Here is a 22,156-nt window from a genome sequence, read left to right on the forward strand (position 1 = left end):
TCGTTTGACAAGTTGGCTATGTCAGATTGGGCACTATGATACCAATCAATCAGAAATGCCGATAGAGAGGGGAAGACCTGCTGATATTCACCAGATCCGATGGGCATTGACTCTGGAAAAAGTTATTTTCTGCGGAAAAAGTCGTTGAGCTTGGTAGCCAGCATCATATTGCCTTCGGTGCGTACTTTGCCCGTCATAAAAGCCTGCATGCCATCCAGTTCACCGGTCATGATCCCGACAAAGGATTCACTGTCTGTGATCAGGGTGACACCAGGGTCTTCACTGGCGCCTTTAAGTACACGACAAGTGCCGTCATCAATAATGATGTGGTAGGTTTCTCCGTCGGTAATATCAAACTGAAAAGTGAGCTGCTGTCCCGCAGCCGCGCTGGCATCAAAACGGCTGGGTATGTTGTCGAAGATTTCTTGCACTGTGGTCATTGTTATAACTCCATGAGTATTGTTCCGGGCACTATAGCAGGTCGGGGTTTTTATGTGTTGTCTGGTCCCCGGAGATCATATCTGATTTTTACAGCAAGCTCTCATAGATATTACTTTGCTTTACATTTGTTCTGGTTGATTTATCGAATGAGCGTAACGAAAGGTAGGGCAGATTGTCTGGGGAACCCCGTCGAATAAGGTGTATCTCGCTATAGCAACCAAACGCCGTTCACCCTGAGCGCCCTTCGACTCTGCTCAGGGTGAACGGAGTTTGGGTGCCATTGATAATCTGTAGCGTAAGAGCGAGGGCTGCACGGATATTAGAGCTTAGCTGCACTGGTTGTAGGAATCCCCGTTGTTCACGGCTGGGAGGAAGTCAAGTGACAGCCATCAAGCTATATGCATGCTTGATGGCTGTGCTTTTCAAACAGTTCGATTCTTTAAATAGCTTTCGTTATCAACTGCATTCCTGATAAGGGTTTGAAAGGAAATGATCATCTCTAACAGTTCTGCCTGTACTTCGCTATAAACATCTTCAACATCTTTGCCTGTCAGTCTTTCCCCATGGGAAATGCCATTTCTATACTTGACCAGCTTTGAATCAATGAAGTGCTTTTTAAGTTCGAAAATGGATTCGGTCAGGCTCCTATTCGGTCAGGCTCCTAGTTAGTACATGATATTTAGTGCCTGTCCGAAAACCCTCAACCACTTGAAAACATAGGCTTATAGCCCAATATAGGGAACGAAGATTTTCCACAACGAGCCTTTTCCACTTATGCGCCAAACCATCAACCCACAAATGCAGCTTGGCGAGGTTGACATCTCTGCCATTACATTCAACCTCAGGTCAAGGGACGATATTCCTCGATTACTCCTGGCATTGCAGCATATCTGGACAAATATCGAGTTGAGAAACCAGGTTTTTCACGTGCTTGAGGGTATGATAACTGCTGACCAAGGTAACGGGCGTCCCGGAATGGATCTCTGAAGGGTGTTGGTTTTTGGCACCTTGCGGCTGGTTATTAACTGCGCAAACAGCGATTTCCCCAGGTATCACAAGTCAGTTATGACCGAGGTTTCTGGTCAAAAGAAAACCTTGAAAAACTGGAAGAATTTCTCGACCGAGCCGTGTTGCCGAAAAAAGGCAGGTGGTCAGAACAGGACAGGCTTCGTGAGCGACACCCGGAGTTTATCAGGGCAAAAAGGAAGCACTCCGCTGTAGAATCTGACATTAATGCCCTCGAACAGCATGGGCTGGACCGATGCCCGGATACTGGCATTGATGGCTTCCGTCGTTATGTGTCGCTGGCAGTTCTGGGTACCAATCTGCATCGATTGGGTACCTTGCTGCAAAAGCAGGCAGTCCAGACAAGTAAAAAAGCGGCCTGAAAAGAGAAACTGGCTTGTTGGCAACCAGGTTCACCTTTGGGTGAGGATGTTCTGTGCCCAAAAATCGGGAAGTTGTTCATAAAATGAACAGAAATTAACCAAAAAGTAGCACCCTCAAATGAGTAGGCTAAATTTTAATCAAAAAATTTTGGCTGCTGCCTGCTGCATCGGATTATTTGTGGGTTTTCGGGCAGGCACTAAGTACTAATTTTTTTGTTCTGTTCTCCCACCTTTTCACTAAATTGACCCAGATCAACACTCTGCTTTTCGTCGATTGCAATGTTTAACAAATATTGTCATTTTTCGCCCCTTTCTAAATCTGCCCCCTCATTGCTGACGGCTGTAAAGCTTTCTATCTGGAGAGAATATGCGTTCAAAAGATCAGAAAAATGGTCTTTATCAGAAGTGGAAGACGATTCCCCTCTGGAAGAAAATCATGACTGGCATGGTGCTGGGTCTGGCTACCGGTTTTACCATGGGCCCTGAAGCCGCCATGTTCAAGCCGCTGGGCGATCTGTTTCTTAATGCCATTAAAATGCTGATCGTACCGCTGGTGTTCTGTTCTCTGGTGAGCGGTGTGACCTCGATGAACGACTCCAGCAAAATGGGTCGTGTGGCATTGAAGAGTATTGCCCTGTATCTGACCACCGGTGCGGTTGCGATTACTATTGGTCTTCTGATCGGTAACTTCTTTGCACCCGGTGAAGGCTTGAACCTTGTTGCACCTGCCGCCAGTGAAGTCAAAGATTCTCCGTCCATGATCGATACTCTGGTGGCGACGATTCCTGCCAATCCCATTATGTCTATGGCGAATGGCGAAATTCTCCAGATTATTGTATTTGCCCTGTTTGTCGGTGTGGCTATCAGCACTCTGGGCAAGAAAGCCGAGCCCATGCGGAAGCTGATTGAGTCCGGTGCCGAAATTATGTACCAGCTGACGGGCATTGTGATGAGCTTTGCGCCCTACGGTATTTTTGGTCTGATGGCCGCTGTGGCAGGTGAGAATGGCGTTGATGTCTTGCTACCTCTGGCTAAAGTGATTGGCTCTGTCTATTTTGGCTGTGCTTTCCTGATTTACGGCCTGTACAGCCTCTTCCTGAAAGCCAATGGTTTGAGTCCGCGTAAATTCCTGAAGGCGACCATGAACGTGCAAACGGTTGCTTTCAGTACTTCCAGCAGCTCAGGCACTCTGCCGGTAAGTTTGCAAACGGGTGAGCAAAAGCTGGGCCTGTCTAAAAGCATCTGCAGTTTTGTCATGCCTCTGGGTGCCACTGTGAACATGAATGGCACTGCCCTGTATCAAGGGGTTTGTGCACTGTTTATTGCTCAGGCTTACGGTATTGATCTGACGGTGGCGAACTATCTCACCATCATCTTTACTTCTACGCTTGCAGCGGTGGGTACAGCCGGTGTTCCGGGTGCTGGCCTGATCATGTTAAGTCTGGTACTGACCAGCGTTGGCCTGCCGGTTGAGGGGGTTGCCCTGATTGCGGCAGTGGATCGGATTCTGGATATGGCCCGCACTTGGGTGAACGTACAGGGCGACATTATGGTCACCAGTGTCGTAGCCAGAAGCGAAGGTGAACTGGACAAAACGATCTATGACGATGAAACCGCGGGTGAAAGGCTGGAGCCTAAGCTAGCTTCTACTTAATCTTATCCGCGGTCTTCCAAAGAGAGTGATTGGGCAATGGCCATCAAGGTTCGGTAACCCGCACTCTCTACCTGTCTGGGTAACTTCAGCACTTTGCTTAACACATCAGGGTTGGCTTCTAAAAAGCTTTTTACCTGAGGGGCAAAGGCTCTGGGGAATCGGCAAACCAGGGGTGGTGATGCCGACATTTGTTGGCTAATCAGCTTTTGAAATACAGGAGCCGTTCCTGAAAAAAGCGGTTGCCAGTTTTCGTCACTGAGCCGGGTAGCATTCTCGGCGATGAACCCCGGCCAGAAGTCGAGCAGTTCAGGGTCAGCCAGTGCTTTTTCAAACAGTGTGGGGTCAATATCCAGAGCCGCTTGTGGAAACCGTTTGACGAACGCCAGCGTTACCTGCTCTTCCTGAGTAAAGTCAGACAGTAGCAGTGTATTTCGAGCAGCTTTGTGAAAAGTGGGTGAGTGATAAGGCATTAAGCTGTCCTGGCGTCGCAGATAATGTTGAGCCGCTACGGCAATATACTGTTCTTCCATATCCGGGTTCAGTTGAATCAGAAACATCAGCTGATGTACGAGAGCTGACTTACACTGACTAATCACATTCGGGTATTTCAGGTATAGGCTAAGCTCCATCGTAATAAACTCATCAACGCAGTTCCGGGTGGCCTGATACACCTCGCTCAGGTCGTCCTGACCTGAGCATTGATGGCTGAATTCATCCAGCCATTCAAGCAGGGCTGTGTTATAGAATCCGACAAGCTGGTTGAGGTCGGTGGTGTCCATAAAGTCACAGAATCTTGTAAAGCCTTCATGCATGGTTTTGTTCAGTTTGTCCTGTAAATTTTGCTCGGGCTTTTTTGCCCGGACAGAAACATAAAGTGTTTTACTCAGTTGCTCTCTGGCACGGATGATCTGACAGGCGGGGGTTTTCAGGAACTCTGCGACCTGCTGAGTCAGTACGAATAAGTCCCGCTCTCCCGCTATCGTTGCTTCAAAGGTTGAGACAGCTCGGTCACTCAGGTTGAGATGTCGGTTCACATCGTGGGCCGATTGAGTCATGGAGCCGAGCAGGTTGCTGAGGTGCGCAGGGTCTGGACGGGTGACAATCCAGTCTTTATAGGTAGCGATCACTGTCAGCAGTTGGTATGGGTCGTGGAGTCCAATCTCAGTATTCGGTGCACATTTTTTATGATCTGGGGTCAGGTCTTGAACCTGTTCATGAAGACTCGGAATCATCGCCTACTTCCCTGTTTTAATACGTCTTTATGGAAAATCTAGCAGCAGTGGGAGGGGTAAAAGGAGTGTCAGAAACCAGACTTAACGGACGGATAACAACAAACAGACGGGAGGTGTGACAAAAATGCATCAGGAAGAGAGCGCGAAGCCCTCTCCGGGATCAGATGTCTTTGTGAGGACCGAATACCTCGTAGTGAATATTCTCTGATGGCACCCCCCAGCCCTGAAGTGTTTTGTTGACCATGGACATGTAGCCTGAAGGACCACAAAAGTAGTAGTGAGCCCCCGGAATTTCAATCTGCTCACGAATCAGGTTTAGATCGGTACGGCCAGCATGATCGTAGTGCTGATCACCTTTTGCAGGTTGATCGTAGAAAACAATTTTTTCAAGATTATCACGCTGCTCTGCCAGAGTGCTTACATGGTCGGAAAAAGCGTGGACACTGCCGTTTATTGCACTGTGAACAAAACGGACAGGTTCTGAGGATTCCGAGGCTGTCAGGGTATTCAACATGCTGAGCAGCGGAGTGACACCGACACCGCCACTGAGCAGCACGACCGGGCTTTTATTACGGGTATCCAGAAAGAAATCTCCGGCTGGAGGACTCAGTTCTACGGCATCACCTTCCTGTACATAGTCGTGCAGGTAGTTGGAAACTACGCCCTGAATAGCCTCTGTTCCTTCACGTTTTACCGAAATTCTGTAGCTTTTGCCATTACTGGCATCGGACAGACTGTACTGACGGACGCAACGGTTTGCACTGTTGTGCGGGGTTATGTACAGACCGATGTATTGTCCCGGTTTAAAGTCAGCAACGGGTTTTCCGTCCACTGGTTCAAAATAGAAGGAAGTGATCAGATCGCTCTCTTTCACTTTCCGGGCCACTCTGAATTCACGGGTGCCGCGCCAGCCACCAGAATGCCCCTCACTGTCTTGATAAATCCCTTCTTCGACTTCGATAAAGAGATTGGCCAGGAACTGGTACGCCTCTGCCCAGGCTTCAAGAATCTCATCCGTTGCTGCATCACCCAGAACATGGGCCACGGCTGCCAGCAGGTGTTCACCTACGATGGGGTAGTGTTCAGGCTTTACGTTGAAGCTGGCATGTTTGTGAGCAATACGCCGTACTGCGTCACTCAGGGCTTCCAGATTATCAATATGGGCAGCGTAGCCGTAGACAGCCGCTGCCAGAGCGGCCTGTTGACGTCCTGTCTTTTGGTGGGAGGTATTGAAAATATTCAGCAGTTCCGGGTGATGGCTGAATAACAGCTGGTAGAAGTAGCGGGTAATTGCCTCGCCATGTTCAGCCATTACGGGGGCGGTGGCTTTGACGATGTTAATGGTTTTTTCACTGAGGCTCATGGTGGATGGCTCCAAATGGGTCTTTCTGAAAGATGTATTTGTAATGCATCTTTATTAGGTGCATCCTAGATGCATCTTTAAAAAAAGTCCACAGTGCCCATGAAATTGACCAAATATACCGATTATGCACTGAGAATCCTGATTTACTCGGTATTGCAACCACAGGCACGGTTGATCTCTATTCAGGAGGTGACCGAGGTGTATGACCTCTCGCGCAATCATGTCATGAAGATTGTCCAGCGCCTGGGTCAGGAAGGCTATTTGACTACGGTCCGTGGTAAAGGGGGCGGTTTCCGGATGAGGCGTTCTGCTGAGGAGGTCAACCTGGGGGCAGTAGTGAGAATGATGGAGTCCAGTCTGGTGCTGGTGGACTGTGATGAGCCTGTGTGTCGAATATCAAGTAATTGTCGTTTAAAAAGAGTTCTGGCTGACGCCATGTCAGCATTCATGGCGGTTTTAGATGGTTACACGCTGGCTGATTTGATTGAGAATCGTACTGAATTGTCGGAGCTGTTAGCCGTTCAGTAAGGCCAGCAGCTTTGAAACCGGGTGAGGAATCTCGGTGTTGCCAAAACGCTTAACCTGACTTCGGCAGGAGTAGCCTGTAGCCACCAGTTTATTTTGATTGTCCTGACTCTCAACCACTGCCTTCCAGCTCATGTCGTACAGTTTTCGGGACGTTTTCTGGTTACGGGTTTCGTGCCCGTAGATACCCGCCATACCGCAGCAGCCAGTAGCCTGGTAAGTCAGCTTGAGTCCGCAGGCAGAAAACAGTGTTTGCCATTGTGCCGGTGCAGCAGGGGCATTGGTGGTTTCTGTACAATGGCCCAGCAGTTTGAATTCACCGCTCAGGTTTAACTGAAGCCCACGAATGGCGTCCGCCTGACTGGCAAACCATTCCGAGAGTAATTGCACCCCGGGTGCCTCTTCCCCCATGATTTCCCGATATTCATCCCGGTAAGTCAAGGTAACGGCGGCATCAATCCCGATTAGGGCTACGCCTTTATCGGCCAGCTTTTTGAGTTCCCTGGCATTGCTTTTCGCGACTTTTTCAAAGCGTCCCAGGAAACCGTAGACATGCAGTACTTTACCATTGGGTTGATAAGGGGCAACCAGGGGGCGATACCCCAGCCTGACTAATAATTCCACCAGATCCGTCAATACCGGGGTTTCGAAAAAACTGGTAAAGGCATCCTGGACAATCACCACAGTTCGGCTCAGCTCCTGTTCTGTCATGGCAGCAAGCAGGCTGTCTGAAGCCATGGAGGCACCAGAACGACAACTGTCTTCCATAGGCGATGAGCTGGTGATAGACGGCAGATCCTGAAGGCCCGATGTTTTAGCAGCAAGCCTGTTCATGAAACCCGAGCTGGCCACCCGGTTATAAACCGATCTGGCTTTTGCCAGTGTTGGCAGCATGGGTTCCAGCATGGCAGCAGCATGATGTTTGGCGGGGCGCAGGTAGCGAGTGTGGTAAAGCTCAAAATACCGGGATCTCAGGTCAGGAATATTCACCTGAACAGGGCACTGACCAGCACAGGATTTACAGCTCATACAGCTGTCCAGGGCTTCGTAGACCTCATGGCTGAAATCTTTCTTACCTCGCAGCTTTTCAAGGCTGTTACGAACCTTATCCATAGCGTTATAGAAAAGTCCGGAGTGACGTGCTTCGGTTATAGCCTCAGAGAGATTACTGCCCGTTGCGCTTTGCAGTCTCAACCATTCACGTACCAGCCCTGAACGGCCTTTGGGGGATTGCGTTCTGTCCAGAGTGGCCTTCCAGGTTGGGCACATGGCGCTGTTGGGATGGTAGTTGAAGCAGGCACCATTACCATTGCAGTACATGCCACGGGTAAACGCATCGAAGGCTTTTCGTTCAATGGTTCTGTCCAGTTGGCCACGGGTTTGTACGCCGTCAATCTTCAGCAGGGTTTCTGATGCCTGGGTGGCGGGTGTTGCTATTTTCCCAGGGTTCAGCTGGTTATGGGGGTCGAAAGCACTTTTGATGGTTTGCAGTACCGGGTAAAGATCCTGAAAAAAGTCAGGTGCATACTCAGAGCGAACCCCTTTGCCATGTTCGCCCCACAGGACGCCACCGTGAGCTTTCGCCAGCGCAGAGACTTCATCACTGATGGTCCTGACCAGAACCTCCTGTTGAACATCTTTCATATCTATGGCAGGTCTTACATGAAGAACCCCGGCATCAACATGACCAAACATGCCATACGACAGGTCATGGCGATCAAGTAACGCCCGAAAACGGGCAATAAAAGCAGCCAGGTTCTCCGGCGGCACAGCGACGTCTTCAACAAAGGGTATAGGTCGTGCGTCGCCTTCCATATTACCCAGCAGCCCCACGGACTGCTTGCGCATATTCCAGATCTTCTTAACGTTCGGGGTTCCTGTCACAACACTGTGACCCACCCGCTGAATGTCTGAAGGCTTGTCCAGCTCCGCTTGCAGGCGTCCAACACCTTCTTGAATATCGGTTTCTGACTGACCGGTGTATTCAACAAAATTAATGCCGTCTATGTGCTCAACATCGTTCGGGAAATAGGCTTTGACGCTCTCCCAGACACTGTCTGCCTTGGCAAGAGACAGGACTTTGGAGTCAATGGTTTCAACAGAGTCGGGCGTCGCTTTCATAAGAGACTGAGCATCTCTCAACGATTCCTGAAAGCTGGAATAGAACACCAGAACCAGTGCAGAAGTTTCGGGTATGGGCAGGAGGTTGACCTTGATTTCACTGATCATGGCCAGAGTTCCTTCGGAACCGCAGAGAATGGCGTTAAGATCAAACTTGCCAACGTCTTCAGGGTTCACTGGTTCTTTTCTGCGGATATTGGCCAGATCGTAGCCGGTCAGATTACGGTTGAGCTTTGGAAAAACAGCTTCGACTCGATCTTTGTTCTGGTTATAGGCTTCCAGCACCGTCTTGTGAATGTGTCCGGCCCGGTCTTCACGTTGACAGATCTTATCAAGCTCCTGTTCTGTCAAAGGTGATGAGTGCCACACAGTGCCATCAGCAAAGACCGAGGTCAGTTCAAGGACGTGGTGGCGGGTTTTGCCGTAGACCACCGAGCCCTGGCCGCTGGCATCGGTGTTCACCATGCCGCCGACGGTCGCCCGGTTGCTGGTGGACAGTTCCGGGGCGAAAAACAGGCCGTGCTTTGCCGCCAGTTCATTCAGATAGTCTTTGACGGTGCCGCTTTGCACCCTTGCCCAGCGCTCTTGCGGATTGATCTCCAGTACCTGATTCATATAGCGGCTGGTGTCGACCATAAACCCCGAGGTCAGCGACTGGCCATTAGTGCCGGTGCCACCTCCCCTTGGCGAGAGCACAATGGTTTGAAAAGAAGGTTCATTAGCCAGCGTCAGAATTTTACTCAGATCTTCAGTGCCTTTGGGATACAGAACACCTGTCGGATACACTTGATAGATCGAGTTGTCAGTGGCCAGCACTGTTCGCTCTGCATAACCCAGCTCGATGTCGCCCCGGAATCCGGAGCTGGCCAAACGATCTGCAAAGTTTTGATACGGAGCCCTGACTGCGCTACTAGCAGGGGCAGTCTGTAGGTTCAGTTTACTGATCACTGTCCTTCTCCCGGGCTTTGCTGTCTCCGATGCAGCAGCACGGGAGCGAGTTGAAATGGTACGGATATTAATGCTTGGCTGCACTAATCGTTAACGAAAGTCTCACTCATTTAATCCACCTGAGTTTTCAGCCGACACAGCATCATAAGGTGAATACGAAGATGATAAAACAATGGATCAAAAGCCAATGGGCCGTATGGAGGGGTTCAAGCATACTTACAGAATGACTCTGGATCAAGGCGAGGGTCGTATTGCTGCGGTTAGTAGGGCCGCTAAGGCACTAGTGTTTGGATATCGGGTCAGTTCGGTGGATAATTCCCAGCGCTATACTACATCGCCTGAAGCCCCCGGTTCTACCCTGAAGGGGAAAAGTATTTTGGCAAGGGATGTGGTAGCCACGCCCCCTTCACCTGTTTTAAGTAAAGGTGCCCCGGTTCACTTTTCCCGGGCTATTTTGTCTGCTTTTTCTTCTGAGACGGATAAGCATCAGGCAGCGTATCTCACAGAATGTGTTAGTTATAATTCCAAATCGGGTGAGATTGTTCCGAAAACGTCATGGATTGGCCGACTGTTCAGGCCAAAGCATAAAGAGCCAACGCGTGTTGAGGTCAATGATAGTTTCAAAGCTGCACTTCAGAATGCTTTTCCTGACGCTGACGTCAATAAGGTATTTGATGCTTTTTTTTCTCAGGGGTATGACCCCGCAACGCACAAAATAACCGAAAAAGAGGCTCTGTTGCTATTAAATGCGTTGAAGCTGCCTCCACAGAAAGATTCTGCACAAGAGCCTGATAATGTTGCTGCTGATTTTACGAGTGATGCATTGGTGTTTCAATTCGATAAAAAATCGAATTCGATTATGTTGGTAAATGATCTGCGTTCCTATCTAATAGGAAGAAATGGGTTAGACCATTCTAACACTGCTTATCAGACTGATTTTAATGTTCAGTTCGGCCAGGATCATACTGCTTTGCGTCAGAAGATATCCCATAGCTTCTTTAAAAAAGCCGTAAAAGACTGGATTGAAGATATGGGAGGTGATTCTGACAATGCCGGTCTTATTTTCAAAGCAGCCCGGGAGCTTGCGTTGGGGATTAAAGAACAACCCAAGTCATTCAAGGGTGAACACGGGATTAAAATGCTAAAGCTAATGGGGAGTTCACCTGTACTCAACCTGTCTCAGGCAGGAATGCAGCAATTTTTTCCAGGTGGCAAAAACTTTTCTGAATTACTTGAGCTGGTGGCAGAAGAGATTCAGTACAGCAATGTATCTTTACCTGCTCTTACTCACGAGCAAGAACGCCAGTTTGTGGCAAACTGTCGGGGTGCCGTGAGGGAGAAAGTCAATAAATCCATCTGGGACTCAAGAGAAAAACTGGAGAAGTTCAAAAAAGAAGGAAGAGAGATTACAACTGATTTGATCTCGGATGCCGCTATTGGTTCTTTGTTGTTCACGAATGAACTCAGAAAAATTGCCGTCAATGAATATATCAAGCTGGTGTCAAATGCCTATTCTGAAACTATGTATAATAAACTGAAAAACCGCCACAGTCATGACTGAACACGATCTTCTCGTTCTCACGCTCCAGATTATCAATGGCACCCAGACTCCGTTCAGGGTGAACGGAGTCTGGGTGCCATTGATAGAGTGAACACGTCAATTACATTGAAACCGTGTACTAGTCTTTGAATCGTTTGGGTGTTAAGACCTGACGGCCTGACCTGGTTGAAGCAGAGTTTTCACCTAAGTGTATTACGTCTATAAAATGCTTTCGTTTTACCTTTTTTCGACCCTCATCCTGGCTTTCATCCTGGCCTTCATCCTGGCCTTCATCCTGGCCTTCATCCTGGCCTTCATCACGGCCTTCATCCTGGCCTTCAGCCTGATCTTCAAATTGGCCTTCATCCTGGTCTTCAAATTGGCCTTCAGCCTGGCCCTCATCCATATCCTCTGATTTACGTTTTTTGGAGTTGTTGCCAGGCAGTGGGGGTTCTTGCAGATTGTCTTCGTACAACAAACTAGTTGCTCTATCTGACCTTAGTAGACGGAGTTTATGTCTCCAACGAAAATCCACCTTGTATCTCTCAATTTCCATATCGAGCCATAATGCCATCAGAGCTTTTTCAGATTTCCAGATCTCATTAGTCTCACAGAATAAATCATCCAAAACATAGAGAAGAATTTTCTCGAACTCTTTAAAATTATCAAGGGATTGTTTTCTTATGTGATTCTTCATTATTTGGAATTGAAAAATAAGATTCCATAATACCTGTGATCTGAAATGATTTTTGTTCAGCTTTTTGGTGTACAACTTAGCTGTTGTTAATTTATTTTTCTCCAGGTAAGCCCGTCCCCATATTGTAAATCCGCCATTGTAGAACATAGATATATCTTCAACTCTAAAGTCGTAATGAGGTTCAGGCTTTTCTTTAAGTAGCCAGCTGTCAACATCCGCATAGTTGTTGCTCTTTATGAGTCCATATTTGAGCCAGATGATGGAGAGATGTGCTGCTTTTTCACCCTCCAGTGCTTGCAGCATTGCTTTGAACACCAGTTCTAATGCAGGATCGAATGCTGTCAATATTTCGGTCAAATCTCTTGAGTCTTCATCAGAGCCAGGGCTAGACCTTAGTGCATCATGAACTTCATGCATTATCATCCAGACGACCCGAGGGCAATCTTCAGGAATAATATCTGTGGTAACGTCTTGCCAGGTGATTCCGCGTAAATTTGCCTCAAATTCGAGATGTTCCAGCCTTTCTTCTTCAATAAGAATTTTTCTATCTAAACGTTTAGACGGCTTGTTTTTGCGTCGATTACTTCGATTTTTTTTCTCACTGGCAGATGGTTTGTTTACAGAAGTTTCCTTCTCCGTTACTGGCTGCTGGCTGTCTGTTACTGGCTGCTGACTGTATGAATGATCTAAATGTACAACTTCATTATTATTGGTGGGCAGAGTCTTTGATGAGTATTTTGATCTGCCAGCAGTATCAGGCACTGCCCTGACTTTCCACGTATAATCTTTGAAAAGGCCGGATAAGAAAAAAGTATCTATCCAGTGCATGAACTTTTCATAGCTTATGGAAGGCTCATGACCCGATAAATCCATCGTTAGCATACTCTTGCCCTGCATTCCTTGAAAAGTAAGCATCATGTTGAAAATATTAGGTGGGAGTGGCCTTAACTCATTGATCATGGAAGGAGCATAAGGTTGGGAGAACATCAGGTCAGTTTCATCACCGTATCCCGTTGCCGATTGTAAAAAAGCAAGAAACAACATAAAAAAATATACGACGTTAGATAAACCTTTTTGTGTTAACATGAAAAAATCCTGAAGGTTAATGCTCATACTAAATAGTTACAAGTCCGGCAAAATGCTAAGCCACGAAAATTTTACGCTCAGCCCAGTTTTTTCAAATAAAGTCCAATAAAAGTGCAATGGATGTGTAAGCACTACATCCAGAGCAAGCAATCAGTCACTGAGGTTAAAGTCCTTTTTTCTCAGATTGAACTAAAAGCAAACCAACAGGATGGCACTAAATCATCAAATTTCCAGTAAATATCTCTAATTCTTGCTTGATTGATATGAAATATTTACCGTATATCTGTCGTGCTGACTGAGATAGGGTGATAATTCATAAGGTGAGGCTCATCCAGACCAGACGGACGGCCTTTATGGACAGCTTCGTCCTTGATGCTGTTATCATGATCAGAAAAATGCTTTTTACTCTTTACTGAAATTGCTCATTCAATCTGATCCTTCAAAAGTTTGTTTATTGCTTTAAATACGTCTGTTTGTATAATTTTCAATTGTTTTTTATCTTTTACTTTATCCTTTGCAGTTATCCCGTTCTCTCTTTCATATTCAGCAAAAATATCCCTGCTTAATTCGGCTTTGAACCTATTGATATTGCTTTCTGTTAATTTTTCAAGTTTGCTGGCAACTGTATAAAAACGATTTTTGGTTACTTTTGCAAGCAGTAAGTTAAGTAGTTCCTGATTATCTTCACTCAATTCATTGTTTTTTTCAGCTGATACTTTTTTTAAGTTGGTTTCAGCAAATTTTGGATTTTTTATTTTTAAAATAACAGGGCGTTTATATTTTAGTAATTTGGTTCTGACAGGTTTAATAACAACACCTTCAGCAACATCATTGGTTTGACTATGCTGGCTTGGAAAAACCGGGTTGAAAGAAAAAGCTTCTTCAAAGGAGTCGCATATTTTTAACTCTGCAACAGTAGGGATACCGCTTGCTGAAGTCCATTCTTTAAAAGTGTGATAATCTATTTTCCAGTTGTTCACGAAAATGTCGAAAGCTGCAAATTTTACATCGTCCTGATAAAAGATTTGTTTCTGTATGGATTTGCCATAGAGCTCGCCCGTGACATTTAAAATATCGCCTTCTTTACAGAACTTACGGTGCATATCAAGAATCATTTCCCGGTATTGTTCATAGACTGGGCGATGGTTATAAAAATTGTCATTTTCACTAAGCCATTCCGTTCTTTTGCCTGCCTTTACAATGGTGCCATCAGTCCAGAGGGTATAATTAGTGCCATGAATTTTTTCAAGTACCACCCACGGCAGGTCGTGTTCATCGTTTTCTTCAATGAATGCTCGTATGGCACTGACCACGTTTTCATTCGTACTGTCTTCTATGGAGTGGTACTTATGGAATTTGTCGGGCAAAGGCGTTTCTGGCGTTCCGTCCGTTTTTTCACCCAGGGCTGAGGCTTCTGATTGTGGCGTGGAGGTTGAAGCGGTTTCTGCGCCCGACGTAGTTTCATCTGAATTGGAATCATCATTTTGTGCCGATGAATTGGCCGCTTGCTGTTCCTGTTGCCCGCCATTGTCATTGTCGGTTTTTTTCTCAGGGCTATCAGCCGCTTTTATGATAATCCGCTCAAAAAAACCGGATGCTGCGTCAGAGTCCTTTGCTTTGGGATAAACCCTGATGGTATCGGAAGTTTCAAACTCAAGGTCAATATAATCTCCCTCAGATGCTACTGAGGACACAGGGGGCAGCATGGGGATAGAAGCGGTTGCATAAAACGTATTTTGAGTTTCTTGATAAAGCTCTATCTCGGAGTGACTGATGGTTTTAGCACTGTCTTCCATCGGTGAAGAGCTCAGTGTGGGGGTTGGCAGAACGACGGTTTTATCGATTAGGGTGGTCGCCAGTGACAGGACGCTGTTGTTCAGTAGCTGCAACCCTCGGGTTTGATCAATGCTTTTAATGCCTGTAGCCGTGGGGGTTGGCTCAATCAGTAGTGGAAAATGAATAATGTCCGGGAAGTGGTTTTTATATTGGTGTATTTCTATCTTGTCCGGTTCTATTGCTATTTTTTCAATACCTTTATTCTTCATTGCCAAAGACAGAGGATTGTAATCATGAATGAGTTCGTTATTGCTAAACAGGGCTTTATCTCCCTGAACCTGAACATCCAACCCTCCCATTCTTCCAACAAAAACAGCTCCGGAAGATTGTGCGTTATTTGAAATTATTAAGGCTGTAATCATATACAACACACTAAGAGACAGACCACTGAGTGTCTTAAAACGCATACCCTTGAATCCTGATTTATTATGCAGAAATGACAAGATTAGTCGATTCTTTGGAAAGTTCTACAAAGAAGCACACGAAAATGGCAGGGCTTATCAGTTATGGTGGGTTTGGGTATGCATTCCCACGCACAGCGTGGGAACGAGTCGCGTAAAAAAACGGTACATAAGTACCGTTTTTAATGTTTCAGAAACAGTTCCGGGCTTTATTAAGCATCAATACGTTTGTATTTAATGCGGTGAGGCCCAGCAGCTTCTTCGCCCAGACGCTCTTTACGATCGGCTTCGTACTCGGTGTAATTGCCTTCGAAGAAAGTGACTTTGGAATCACCTTCATAGGCCAGAATATGGGTGGCCACACGATCCAGGAACCAGCGATCGTGAGAGATCACCATGGCGCAGCCCGGGAAGGCCAGCAGTGCATCTTCCAGGGCACGCAGGGTTTCCACATCAAGGTCGTTGGAAGGTTCGTCAAGTAGAAGAACATTGCCGCCTTCTTTCAACGTTGCAGCCAGTTGCAGCCGACCGCGCTCACCACCGGAGAGTTCGCCCACACGTTTCTGCTGGTCGCCGCCTTTGAAGTTAAAGCGGCCAATATACTTGCGGGACTGCATTTCGTAGCCATTGATGCGCAGGATGTCCTGGCCATCGGAAATGGCTTCGAAAACGGTTTTGTCGTCTTTCAGCTCGTCACGCATCTGCTGAACGTTGGAGATTTTGATCGTGTCACCGTGTTCAATGGTTCCGGAATCAGGCTGTTCGTCTCCGGTAATCATCTTGAACAGGGTGGTTTTACCCGCGCCGTTACCGCCGATAATGCCGACAATCGCGCCCTTGGGAATACTGAAGCTCAGGTCATCAATCAACAGGCGATCGCCAAAGCCTTTGGAGACATGATTAAATTCCAGAACTTTATCACCCAGGCGTGGGCCGGGCGGAATGTAGATTTCGTTGGTTTCGTTACGGGCCTGGAACTCCTGGGACTGCATCTCTTCAAACCGCGCCAGACGTGCCTTGGATTTGGACTGGCGACCTTTAGCGTTGGAACGGGACCATTCCAGTTCCTGCTGCATCGCTTTACGATGGGCGTCCTGCTGCTTGCTTTCCTGTTGAAGTCGGGCTTCTTTCTGCTCCAGCCAGTCACTGTAGTTCCCTTCCCATGGGATACCGTGGCCACGGTCCAGTTCCAGAATCCAGCCAGCAGCGTTATCCAGAAAGTAGCGATCGTGGGTGATCGCTACAACGGTTCCCGGATACTCAACAAGAAAACGCTCCAGCCAGGCCACGGATTCAGCATCCAGGTGGTTAGTGGGTTCGTCCAGCAACAACATTTCGGGGCTGGAGAGCAACAGGCGGCAAAGCGCTACACGACGGCGCTCACCACCTGACAGGTTGTCCACGACAGCATCCCATTCAGGAAGACGCAGAGCGTCAGCCGCCACATCCAGTTTGCGCTCAAGGTTATGGGCATCGGCGGCCTGAATAATGTTTTCCAGCCTGGCCTGTTCTGCCGCCAGGGCATCAAAGTCGGCATCGGGTTCCGCGTAGGCGGCGTAAACCGCTTCCAGCTTGTCCTGGGCTTCCTTGATTTCCCCGAGGGCTTCCTCCACCACTTCGCGGACGGTTTTACCGGGTGTCAGTTGTGGTTCCTGGGGCAGGTAGCCAACATTCAGATCAGGTTGTGGACGGGCTTCGCCATCAAATTCCTGGTCAACACCGGCCATGATACGTAGCAGAGTGGATTTACCAGCACCGTTCAGACCCAGGACACCAATTTTGGCACCGGGGAAAAAAGAGAGGGAAATATCTTTAAGAATCTGGCGCTTCGGGGGAACAATCTTGCTCACCCGATTCATGGTATAGACGTATTGTGACAATTTGGGCATCCATCAGGTTCAACTAAAACCCTGAAATAATAGCACTTTTGAAGTTTTTCTGTATGCCCGTACCGACTTGCAATCATGCTAAATCTCCGGGCAAAGCCTACCCGCAAAGGCTTCTGTGCCTGTGTCATTCATTTTGATTCCTTTCTGTTCCTTGCCTACAGTGGTAGGGCAACGGAGGAATTTTTATGGAAAACTTGTATGACACTGATTTCTACAGCTGGTCTCATCGTCAGGCCGAGTTGATCAAGCAGGGTCGGTTGTCTGAGCTTGACATTGACAATCTGGTTGAGGAAATCGAAGACATGGGCAAAGCTCGGTATCATGCCTTACGCAGTTGTATCACTGAATTATTACTGCATCTGCTCAAATGGCAGATGCAGTCCAGGAAAGACGACCTGCACACAATGACAGACTGGTATAGAAGCTGGCTTGTTAGTATCACAAAGCAACGAGTTGCCATTCTTGCTCTGCTCGATGATAGCCCCGGCCTGAGCGGCAAGGTTGATGAAATCATGCCAAAAGCCTATCAATCTGCAAAAAAAGTGGCAGCGGCTGATATGAAATGTAAATCCGATGATTTCCCGGCTGACTCCCCTTGGAGTTTTGAGCAAATTATGGCTGACAACTGGTTGCCAGAAGGCTAAATATCCATTGTTGAATTCGATTCTGAAATCAAGGCTGCCTTGCTTACATTGGTAGGGCGATGGAGGTGTTTTTATGGAAAACCTGTATGACACTGACTTCTACAGCTGGTCCTATCGTCAGGCCGAGCTGATCAAACAGGGTCGATATGACGAGCTTGATATTAACAATCTGGCTGAGGAAATAGAGGATTTGGGCAAAGCTGAGTATCGGTCTTTAAAAAGTTGTATAAAAGAATTGCTCCTGCATCTGCTCAAATGGCAAATGCAGTCCGGCAAAGACGATCAGAATACCATGAGGGACCGGTACAGAAGCTGGCTTGTCAGCATCACAAAACAACGATTTACCATTCTTGATCTGCTTGAAGACAGTCCCAGCCTGAACCCAAAGGTTGGTGAAATCCTACCGAAGGCCTACCAGTCTGCTAAAAGAGATGCAGCGGCTGACCTGAGATGTAAACCCAGTAATTTCCCGGCTGAATCCCCCTGGAGCTTCGAACAAATCATGACAGAAGACTGGCTGCCAGAAAGCTGATTCAGACGAGTCAGCCCTGCTCAAATTAACAGACAACTTTTTCGATACGAAATCCTGAACATCTGTATTAGAATGGTCGCCGAAAAACCTCATTAACAGGCAACATTCCGAGGAATCATTAATGTTCAGAAAGGACATGTCCATCGCTGAGTTCGACCCGGAGCTCAAAGCTGCCATTGATGCTGAAGCGGTTCGCCAGGAAGAGCACATTGAACTGATCGCTTCCGAAAATTACACCAGCCCCAGAGTAATGGAGGCACAAGGGTCTGTCCTGACCAATAAATACGCAGAAGGTTATCCCCGCAAACGCTACTACGGTGGCTGCGAGCACGTCGATGTGACTGAGCAGCTGGCTATTGATCGCGCCAAAGAGCTGTTTGGTGCCAGTTATGCTAACGTCCAGCCGCATTCCGGATCCCAGGCCAATGCCGCCGTTTACATGGCTTTGATTAAGCCGGGCGACAAGGTGCTGGGTATGAGCCTGGCCCACGGTGGCCACCTGACTCACGGTGCCAAAGTCAGCTTTTCCGGTCGTATTTATGAACCGGTTCAATATGGCCTGAAGCCAGAAACCGGCGAGATCGACTACGAAGAAGTTGAACGTCTGGCGGACGAGCACAAACCAAAAATGATCGTTGCAGGCTTCTCGGCCTACTCCCGTGTTGTCGACTGGCAGCGTTTCCGTGATATTGCCGACAAGGTAGGCGCTTACCTGCTGGTTGATATGGCTCACGTAGCGGGTCTGGTGGCGGCTGGCGTTTACCCGTCGCCGGTGGGTATTGCCGATGTTGTTACCACAACCACTCACAAAACTCTGGGCGGTCCTCGCGGTGGTCTGATCCTGGCGAACGACGATGAAGAGCTGAACAAGAAGTTCAACTTTGCCGTATTCCCTGAGTCCCAGGGTGGCCCTCTGTGCCATGTGATTGCTGCCAAGGCGGTTTGCTTCAAGGAAGCTATGTCCGATGACTTCAAGACCTACCAGCAGCAGGTGGTGAAAAATGCCCAGGCGATGACCCGCGTCATGCTGGAACGGGGTATCAACATTGTCTCTGGCGGTACCGACGATCACCTGTTCCTGATGGATCTGATCGGTAAAGAGTACACCGGTAAAGACGCTGAGGCGGCACTGGGTAAAGCCAACATTACGGTCAACAAGAACGCTGTTCCAAATGACCCGCGCTCGCCATTTGTCACCAGTGGTCTGCGTATGGGGACTCCGGCCATTACCCGTCGCGGTTTCAATGAAGAAGATTCTGCTGCCCTGGCAGGCTGGATCTGCGACGTATTGGAAAACATTGATAATGAGCAAGTGATAGCGGATGTGAAGGCGAAGGTTTTGACGATTTGCAAGCGTTTGCCTGTTTACAGCTGATTCAAGGTTGCTTTGTAACCGAAAACCGCTGATCTGAACCGGGTCAGCGGCTTACTCTCCTCAAGCTTCATCAATAGACTTTTTTAATCCAGCCCGAAGGTCGTAAGATGATAAGGTTCGGCCTGCCGAAAGCGTTCAAAGTGTTCGATGGAATTGAAGCAGTCGATCAGCCCCTGGTTTCAGCCGCGTTTTGTGCCCAAGTAGGGGTGGTCTTTCAGCCAGTCCTTCACCTTGTCGGTCCACTTCTTGCGGGTGGTGTTGCCGTGGATAGCGTTGATGACGTTTTCGACTTCATTCGGGAGATCGGCGGTCAGGGCGTAGGGGGTTTTGCCTTTGCCGTGATTGAACTTATCAGCTTTGCGTTAGTCTACACTTTCGTTGGTTGGTGTCGGTGTAGAACGTGGCAGGTTGCCTTGCAGTCGCCCGGACATGCCTCCGGCATCAACCAACCTTAATCTACCTCTTTGTATCTTTCTTACCTTCACTCTGCTCCCTGACAACGATTCTTGCCAAATATTGAACATGCACCAGCAAGCCTGATGATTACTGAATCTGATTATGTGCCAATTTGACACGCTAAATAGATTTTTGATGCGTACTGAACAATTCTTAATGTGCCATTTTGACACACAGTAAGGAGGGCTTATGGCAACATCATTACCCAGAATCACCGCCCGTATTGATCCCGACACCAAGGAGCTGTTGGCTCAGGCAGCTGCCATTACCGGAGTTTCCAGCATTAACTCTTTTGTTTTGTCTGCTGCTATTGAGAAAGCCAGACAAATCATAGACAGAAAACGAACCCTGAAGTTAAGCCAGCAAGACGCCATATTACTGGTTAAGGCTTTAGATGAAGAGGTCAAACCTAATCCCAGATTAAAGCAGGCAGCCCAGCGATATAAAGGGACTGACAGCCCATAAAGACGGTGATTCTTGATAAGGGCAAACACAATCGCCAGCGTTTTGATTGCGGTGTTCCTGCCCTGAACCATTACCTTCAGATGATGGCACGACAACAGGCGGGTAATGACAATACCCGAACAAATTGTTTATCACCATCAAAGAAGTCAGAGCCAGTCTGCAATAACTCTTTTCCACTCATCGAGAAGAGGCAAGATAGCTTGCAACCACATCCGTCCGGTTATGCCCTAGCTCTTGAGCAATGATTTCTCTTGCTTTTCGGTCTAATGATTTCGAACACTCACGATGGCCAGCAATAACGGGCGCAAAAGTATCCGTAATCTGCTGATACCGTTCACAAGCATAAGCGGCTCTCAAATCGTGGCGATTATTCAGCCCATGTTTTTTCAAAACCGCACCACTGTAGTGACGAACCGCCGATAGAAAATCCGGCAAACGCTGATGCTCTGGCACCAGGTTATCTTTGCCACTTTGGAGTGCGGCTGCGGTTTCAAGGGCTTTCATAGCCGTATCACTGACAGGAACTAATCGCTCAACCCGACTGGGGCTAGTCACTGTTGATTTACCCCTGCCGCCTTTGGTGCCTCGTTCTATATCAATGGTGCCCTGCTCTCTGGCCTGACAAAGTGCTTTCTGGCAATCCAGCAACGCCGCTTCTCTGGAGCGTAAGCCCAATTCACGACACAAGCCCAACAAGGCAGCGATACGATTATACCCATGGTCACATAATTCCTGCTGTGCAGCGGACAGCTTTTCACGACTGAGTTCCGGTGGTTCTGTACGGATATGACAACGCCTGGCGTTCAGGACTTCAGCGGGGTTGATGGCAATATCATGGTTGCCACGCAGTGCTTTTAAAACTGTATTGCAGGTGGACAATCGGTTCTGTGCTGTGGATACAGCAATAGCTTTGCCCTGCCCGTTAAGCCTGGCTTTAAGATAGTCAGCATAATCTTTCAGAATGAAGTTGCTGATTTGATGGGCTTCTTTGATGTTTCGAGTCTTTGCCCAGTCACAAAACCGCTGCCAGCGCTCTGAGTGCGTGGCAATGCTGTGGTGCTGCCCTGTCATCAGGGTATTTAAAGCGTTACGTCCGGCATAGTTTAACTGCTTACCAAAACCAAAATTTCGATCTGTTTTACTGTGATAACGAGGCATAGAATCACCCGTCCGCCCTTGTCCGGTACACTGGGAACTTCCGTCCTGATAACCCTGTTTTTGTTTAATGTGAAACCAGATCACGCTCTGGTCAGGCGGGACAGCTCTGTAACGCAAGGGTTGCGGGCAGTGATGCTCTCTATGGAACAAGACAGATGCCAGCTGTTTAAAACGCGCACCTCATTGCCTTTTTATATAAAGGCCGGGTTTGGTATGGCGTTTTTGACGTTGATAACCGCAGAGTTGCCTCCTGTTTTGCGGCGGTGGTGATGGAATGATGTCGGTAGACGACGGTGAACTGGCTGTGTGGCACGGGTGCCAATAGGCCTGGAATCTGTCTCTTGGAAGATTGATTTTTGATCGAAAGATCAACCTGTCGGAAACACGTAAAATGAGAGAGGCTGA

The 22,156-nt window shown here is 47.9% G+C and carries 16 protein-coding genes and 1 pseudogene; 9 read left to right on the forward strand and 8 right to left on the reverse strand.

The window, feature by feature from the left end; all coding sequences use genetic code 11:
* Positions 1-122: 122 nt before the first annotated feature.
* A complete protein-coding gene (locus K7B67_RS00485; RefSeq protein WP_346658286.1) occupies positions 123-494 on the reverse strand; it encodes an SCP2 sterol-binding domain-containing protein in 372 nt (123 codons plus the stop codon).
* Positions 495-1,568: 1,074 nt separating this feature from the next.
* On the opposite strand from K7B67_RS00485, the gene K7B67_RS00490 reads away from it, so the two are divergent.
* Positions 1,569-1,829: a hypothetical protein gene (locus K7B67_RS00490; protein ID WP_252178410.1), complete on the forward strand. Its 261-nt coding sequence runs from the start codon at positions 1,569-1,571 to the stop codon at positions 1,827-1,829.
* 367 nt (positions 1,830-2,196) lie between these two features.
* Positions 2,197-3,483, forward strand: coding sequence for a dicarboxylate/amino acid:cation symporter (locus tag K7B67_RS00495; RefSeq protein WP_252178411.1), 1,287 nt, complete (start codon positions 2,197-2,199; stop codon positions 3,481-3,483).
* Between the two features lie 2 nt (positions 3,484-3,485).
* Here K7B67_RS00495 and K7B67_RS00500 read toward each other — a convergent pair whose 3' ends face one another.
* Positions 3,486-4,715 (reverse strand): hypothetical protein, encoded by a 1,230-nt coding sequence (locus K7B67_RS00500; protein WP_252178412.1) that lies wholly within the window; start codon positions 4,713-4,715, stop codon positions 3,486-3,488.
* A 160-nt stretch (positions 4,716-4,875) separates the two neighbouring features.
* Positions 4,876-6,078 (reverse strand): NO-inducible flavohemoprotein, encoded by a 1,203-nt coding sequence (gene hmpA / locus K7B67_RS00505; protein WP_252178413.1) that lies wholly within the window; start codon positions 6,076-6,078, stop codon positions 4,876-4,878.
* A gap of 99 nt (positions 6,079-6,177) precedes the next feature.
* Here hmpA and K7B67_RS00510 point away from each other — a divergent pair, with 99 nt between their 5' ends.
* Positions 6,178-6,606 carry an Rrf2 family transcriptional regulator gene (locus K7B67_RS00510; RefSeq protein WP_252178414.1) on the forward strand — a complete coding sequence of 143 codons (429 nt, stop codon included), beginning with the start codon at positions 6,178-6,180 and terminating at the stop codon, positions 6,604-6,606.
* Here the strand turns inward: K7B67_RS00510 and K7B67_RS00515 are convergent.
* Complete coding sequence (locus tag K7B67_RS00515; RefSeq protein ID WP_252178415.1) at positions 6,592-9,672, reverse strand: FAD-binding and (Fe-S)-binding domain-containing protein; 3,081 nt, start codon at positions 9,670-9,672, stop codon at positions 6,592-6,594. The two genes, K7B67_RS00510 and K7B67_RS00515, sit on opposite strands and share 15 nt — an antisense overlap.
* A 172-nt stretch (positions 9,673-9,844) precedes the next feature.
* On the opposite strand from K7B67_RS00515, the gene K7B67_RS00520 reads away from it, so the two are divergent.
* Entirely contained in the window at positions 9,845-11,233 is a 1,389-nt protein-coding gene (locus K7B67_RS00520; RefSeq protein WP_252178416.1) for a hypothetical protein, read from the forward strand.
* A 118-nt stretch (positions 11,234-11,351) separates the two neighbouring features.
* Here the strand turns inward: K7B67_RS00520 and K7B67_RS00525 are convergent, their stop codons facing one another.
* The 3 genes from K7B67_RS00525 to ettA all read right to left on the reverse strand — a co-directional run bounded on the left by K7B67_RS00525 (position 11,352) and on the right by ettA (position 17,112).
* Positions 11,352-12,995 carry a hypothetical protein gene (locus K7B67_RS00525; RefSeq protein ID WP_252178417.1) on the reverse strand — a complete coding sequence of 548 codons (1,644 nt, stop codon included), beginning with the start codon at positions 12,993-12,995 and terminating at the stop codon, positions 11,352-11,354.
* A 422-nt stretch (positions 12,996-13,417) separates the two neighbouring features.
* The gene (locus K7B67_RS00530; protein WP_252178418.1) at positions 13,418-15,238 is read right to left on the reverse strand and encodes an RNA ligase family protein; all 1,821 of its coding nucleotides are present in this window, start codon (positions 15,236-15,238) and stop codon (positions 13,418-13,420) included.
* A 206-nt stretch (positions 15,239-15,444) separates the two neighbouring features.
* Positions 15,445-17,112 carry an energy-dependent translational throttle protein EttA gene (gene ettA, locus K7B67_RS00535; protein ID WP_252180643.1) on the reverse strand — a complete coding sequence of 556 codons (1,668 nt, stop codon included), beginning with the start codon at positions 17,110-17,112 and terminating at the stop codon, positions 15,445-15,447.
* A 194-nt stretch (positions 17,113-17,306) separates the two neighbouring features.
* On the opposite strand from ettA, the gene K7B67_RS00540 reads away from it, so the two are divergent.
* From K7B67_RS00540 to K7B67_RS00560, 5 genes and pseudogenes are all read left to right on the forward strand, one after another.
* On the forward strand, positions 17,307-17,765 hold the full coding sequence (locus K7B67_RS00540) for a DUF29 domain-containing protein (protein ID WP_252178419.1): 459 nt from the start codon (positions 17,307-17,309) through the stop codon (positions 17,763-17,765).
* Positions 17,766-17,838: 73 nt separating this feature from the next.
* Positions 17,839-18,297 carry a DUF29 domain-containing protein gene (locus K7B67_RS00545; RefSeq protein ID WP_252178420.1) on the forward strand — a complete coding sequence of 153 codons (459 nt, stop codon included), beginning with the start codon at positions 17,839-17,841 and terminating at the stop codon, positions 18,295-18,297.
* A 121-nt stretch (positions 18,298-18,418) separates the two neighbouring features.
* Positions 18,419-19,672 (forward strand): serine hydroxymethyltransferase, encoded by a 1,254-nt coding sequence (gene glyA, locus K7B67_RS00550; RefSeq protein WP_252178421.1) that lies wholly within the window; start codon positions 18,419-18,421, stop codon positions 19,670-19,672.
* Positions 19,673-20,317: 645 nt separating this feature from the next.
* The gene (locus K7B67_RS00555; protein ID WP_252178422.1) at positions 20,318-20,593 is read left to right on the forward strand and encodes a DUF1778 domain-containing protein; all 276 of its coding nucleotides are present in this window, start codon (positions 20,318-20,320) and stop codon (positions 20,591-20,593) included.
* Positions 20,590-20,715: pseudogene (locus K7B67_RS00560) on the forward strand (GNAT family N-acetyltransferase); the annotation flags it as partial. The gene K7B67_RS00555 and the pseudogene K7B67_RS00560, both read left to right, overlap by 4 nt.
* Before the next feature lie 55 nt (positions 20,716-20,770).
* On the opposite strand, the gene K7B67_RS00565 reads toward K7B67_RS00560, so the two are convergent.
* Positions 20,771-21,751: an integrase domain-containing protein gene (locus K7B67_RS00565; RefSeq protein ID WP_252178423.1), complete on the reverse strand. Its 981-nt coding sequence runs from the start codon at positions 21,749-21,751 to the stop codon at positions 20,771-20,773.
* Between the last annotated feature and the right edge of the window lie 405 nt (positions 21,752-22,156).

The sequence above is a fragment of the Endozoicomonas sp. 4G genome (assembly GCF_023822025.1).
In the GTDB taxonomy this organism is placed as follows: Bacteria; Pseudomonadota; Gammaproteobacteria; order Pseudomonadales; family Endozoicomonadaceae; genus Endozoicomonas_A.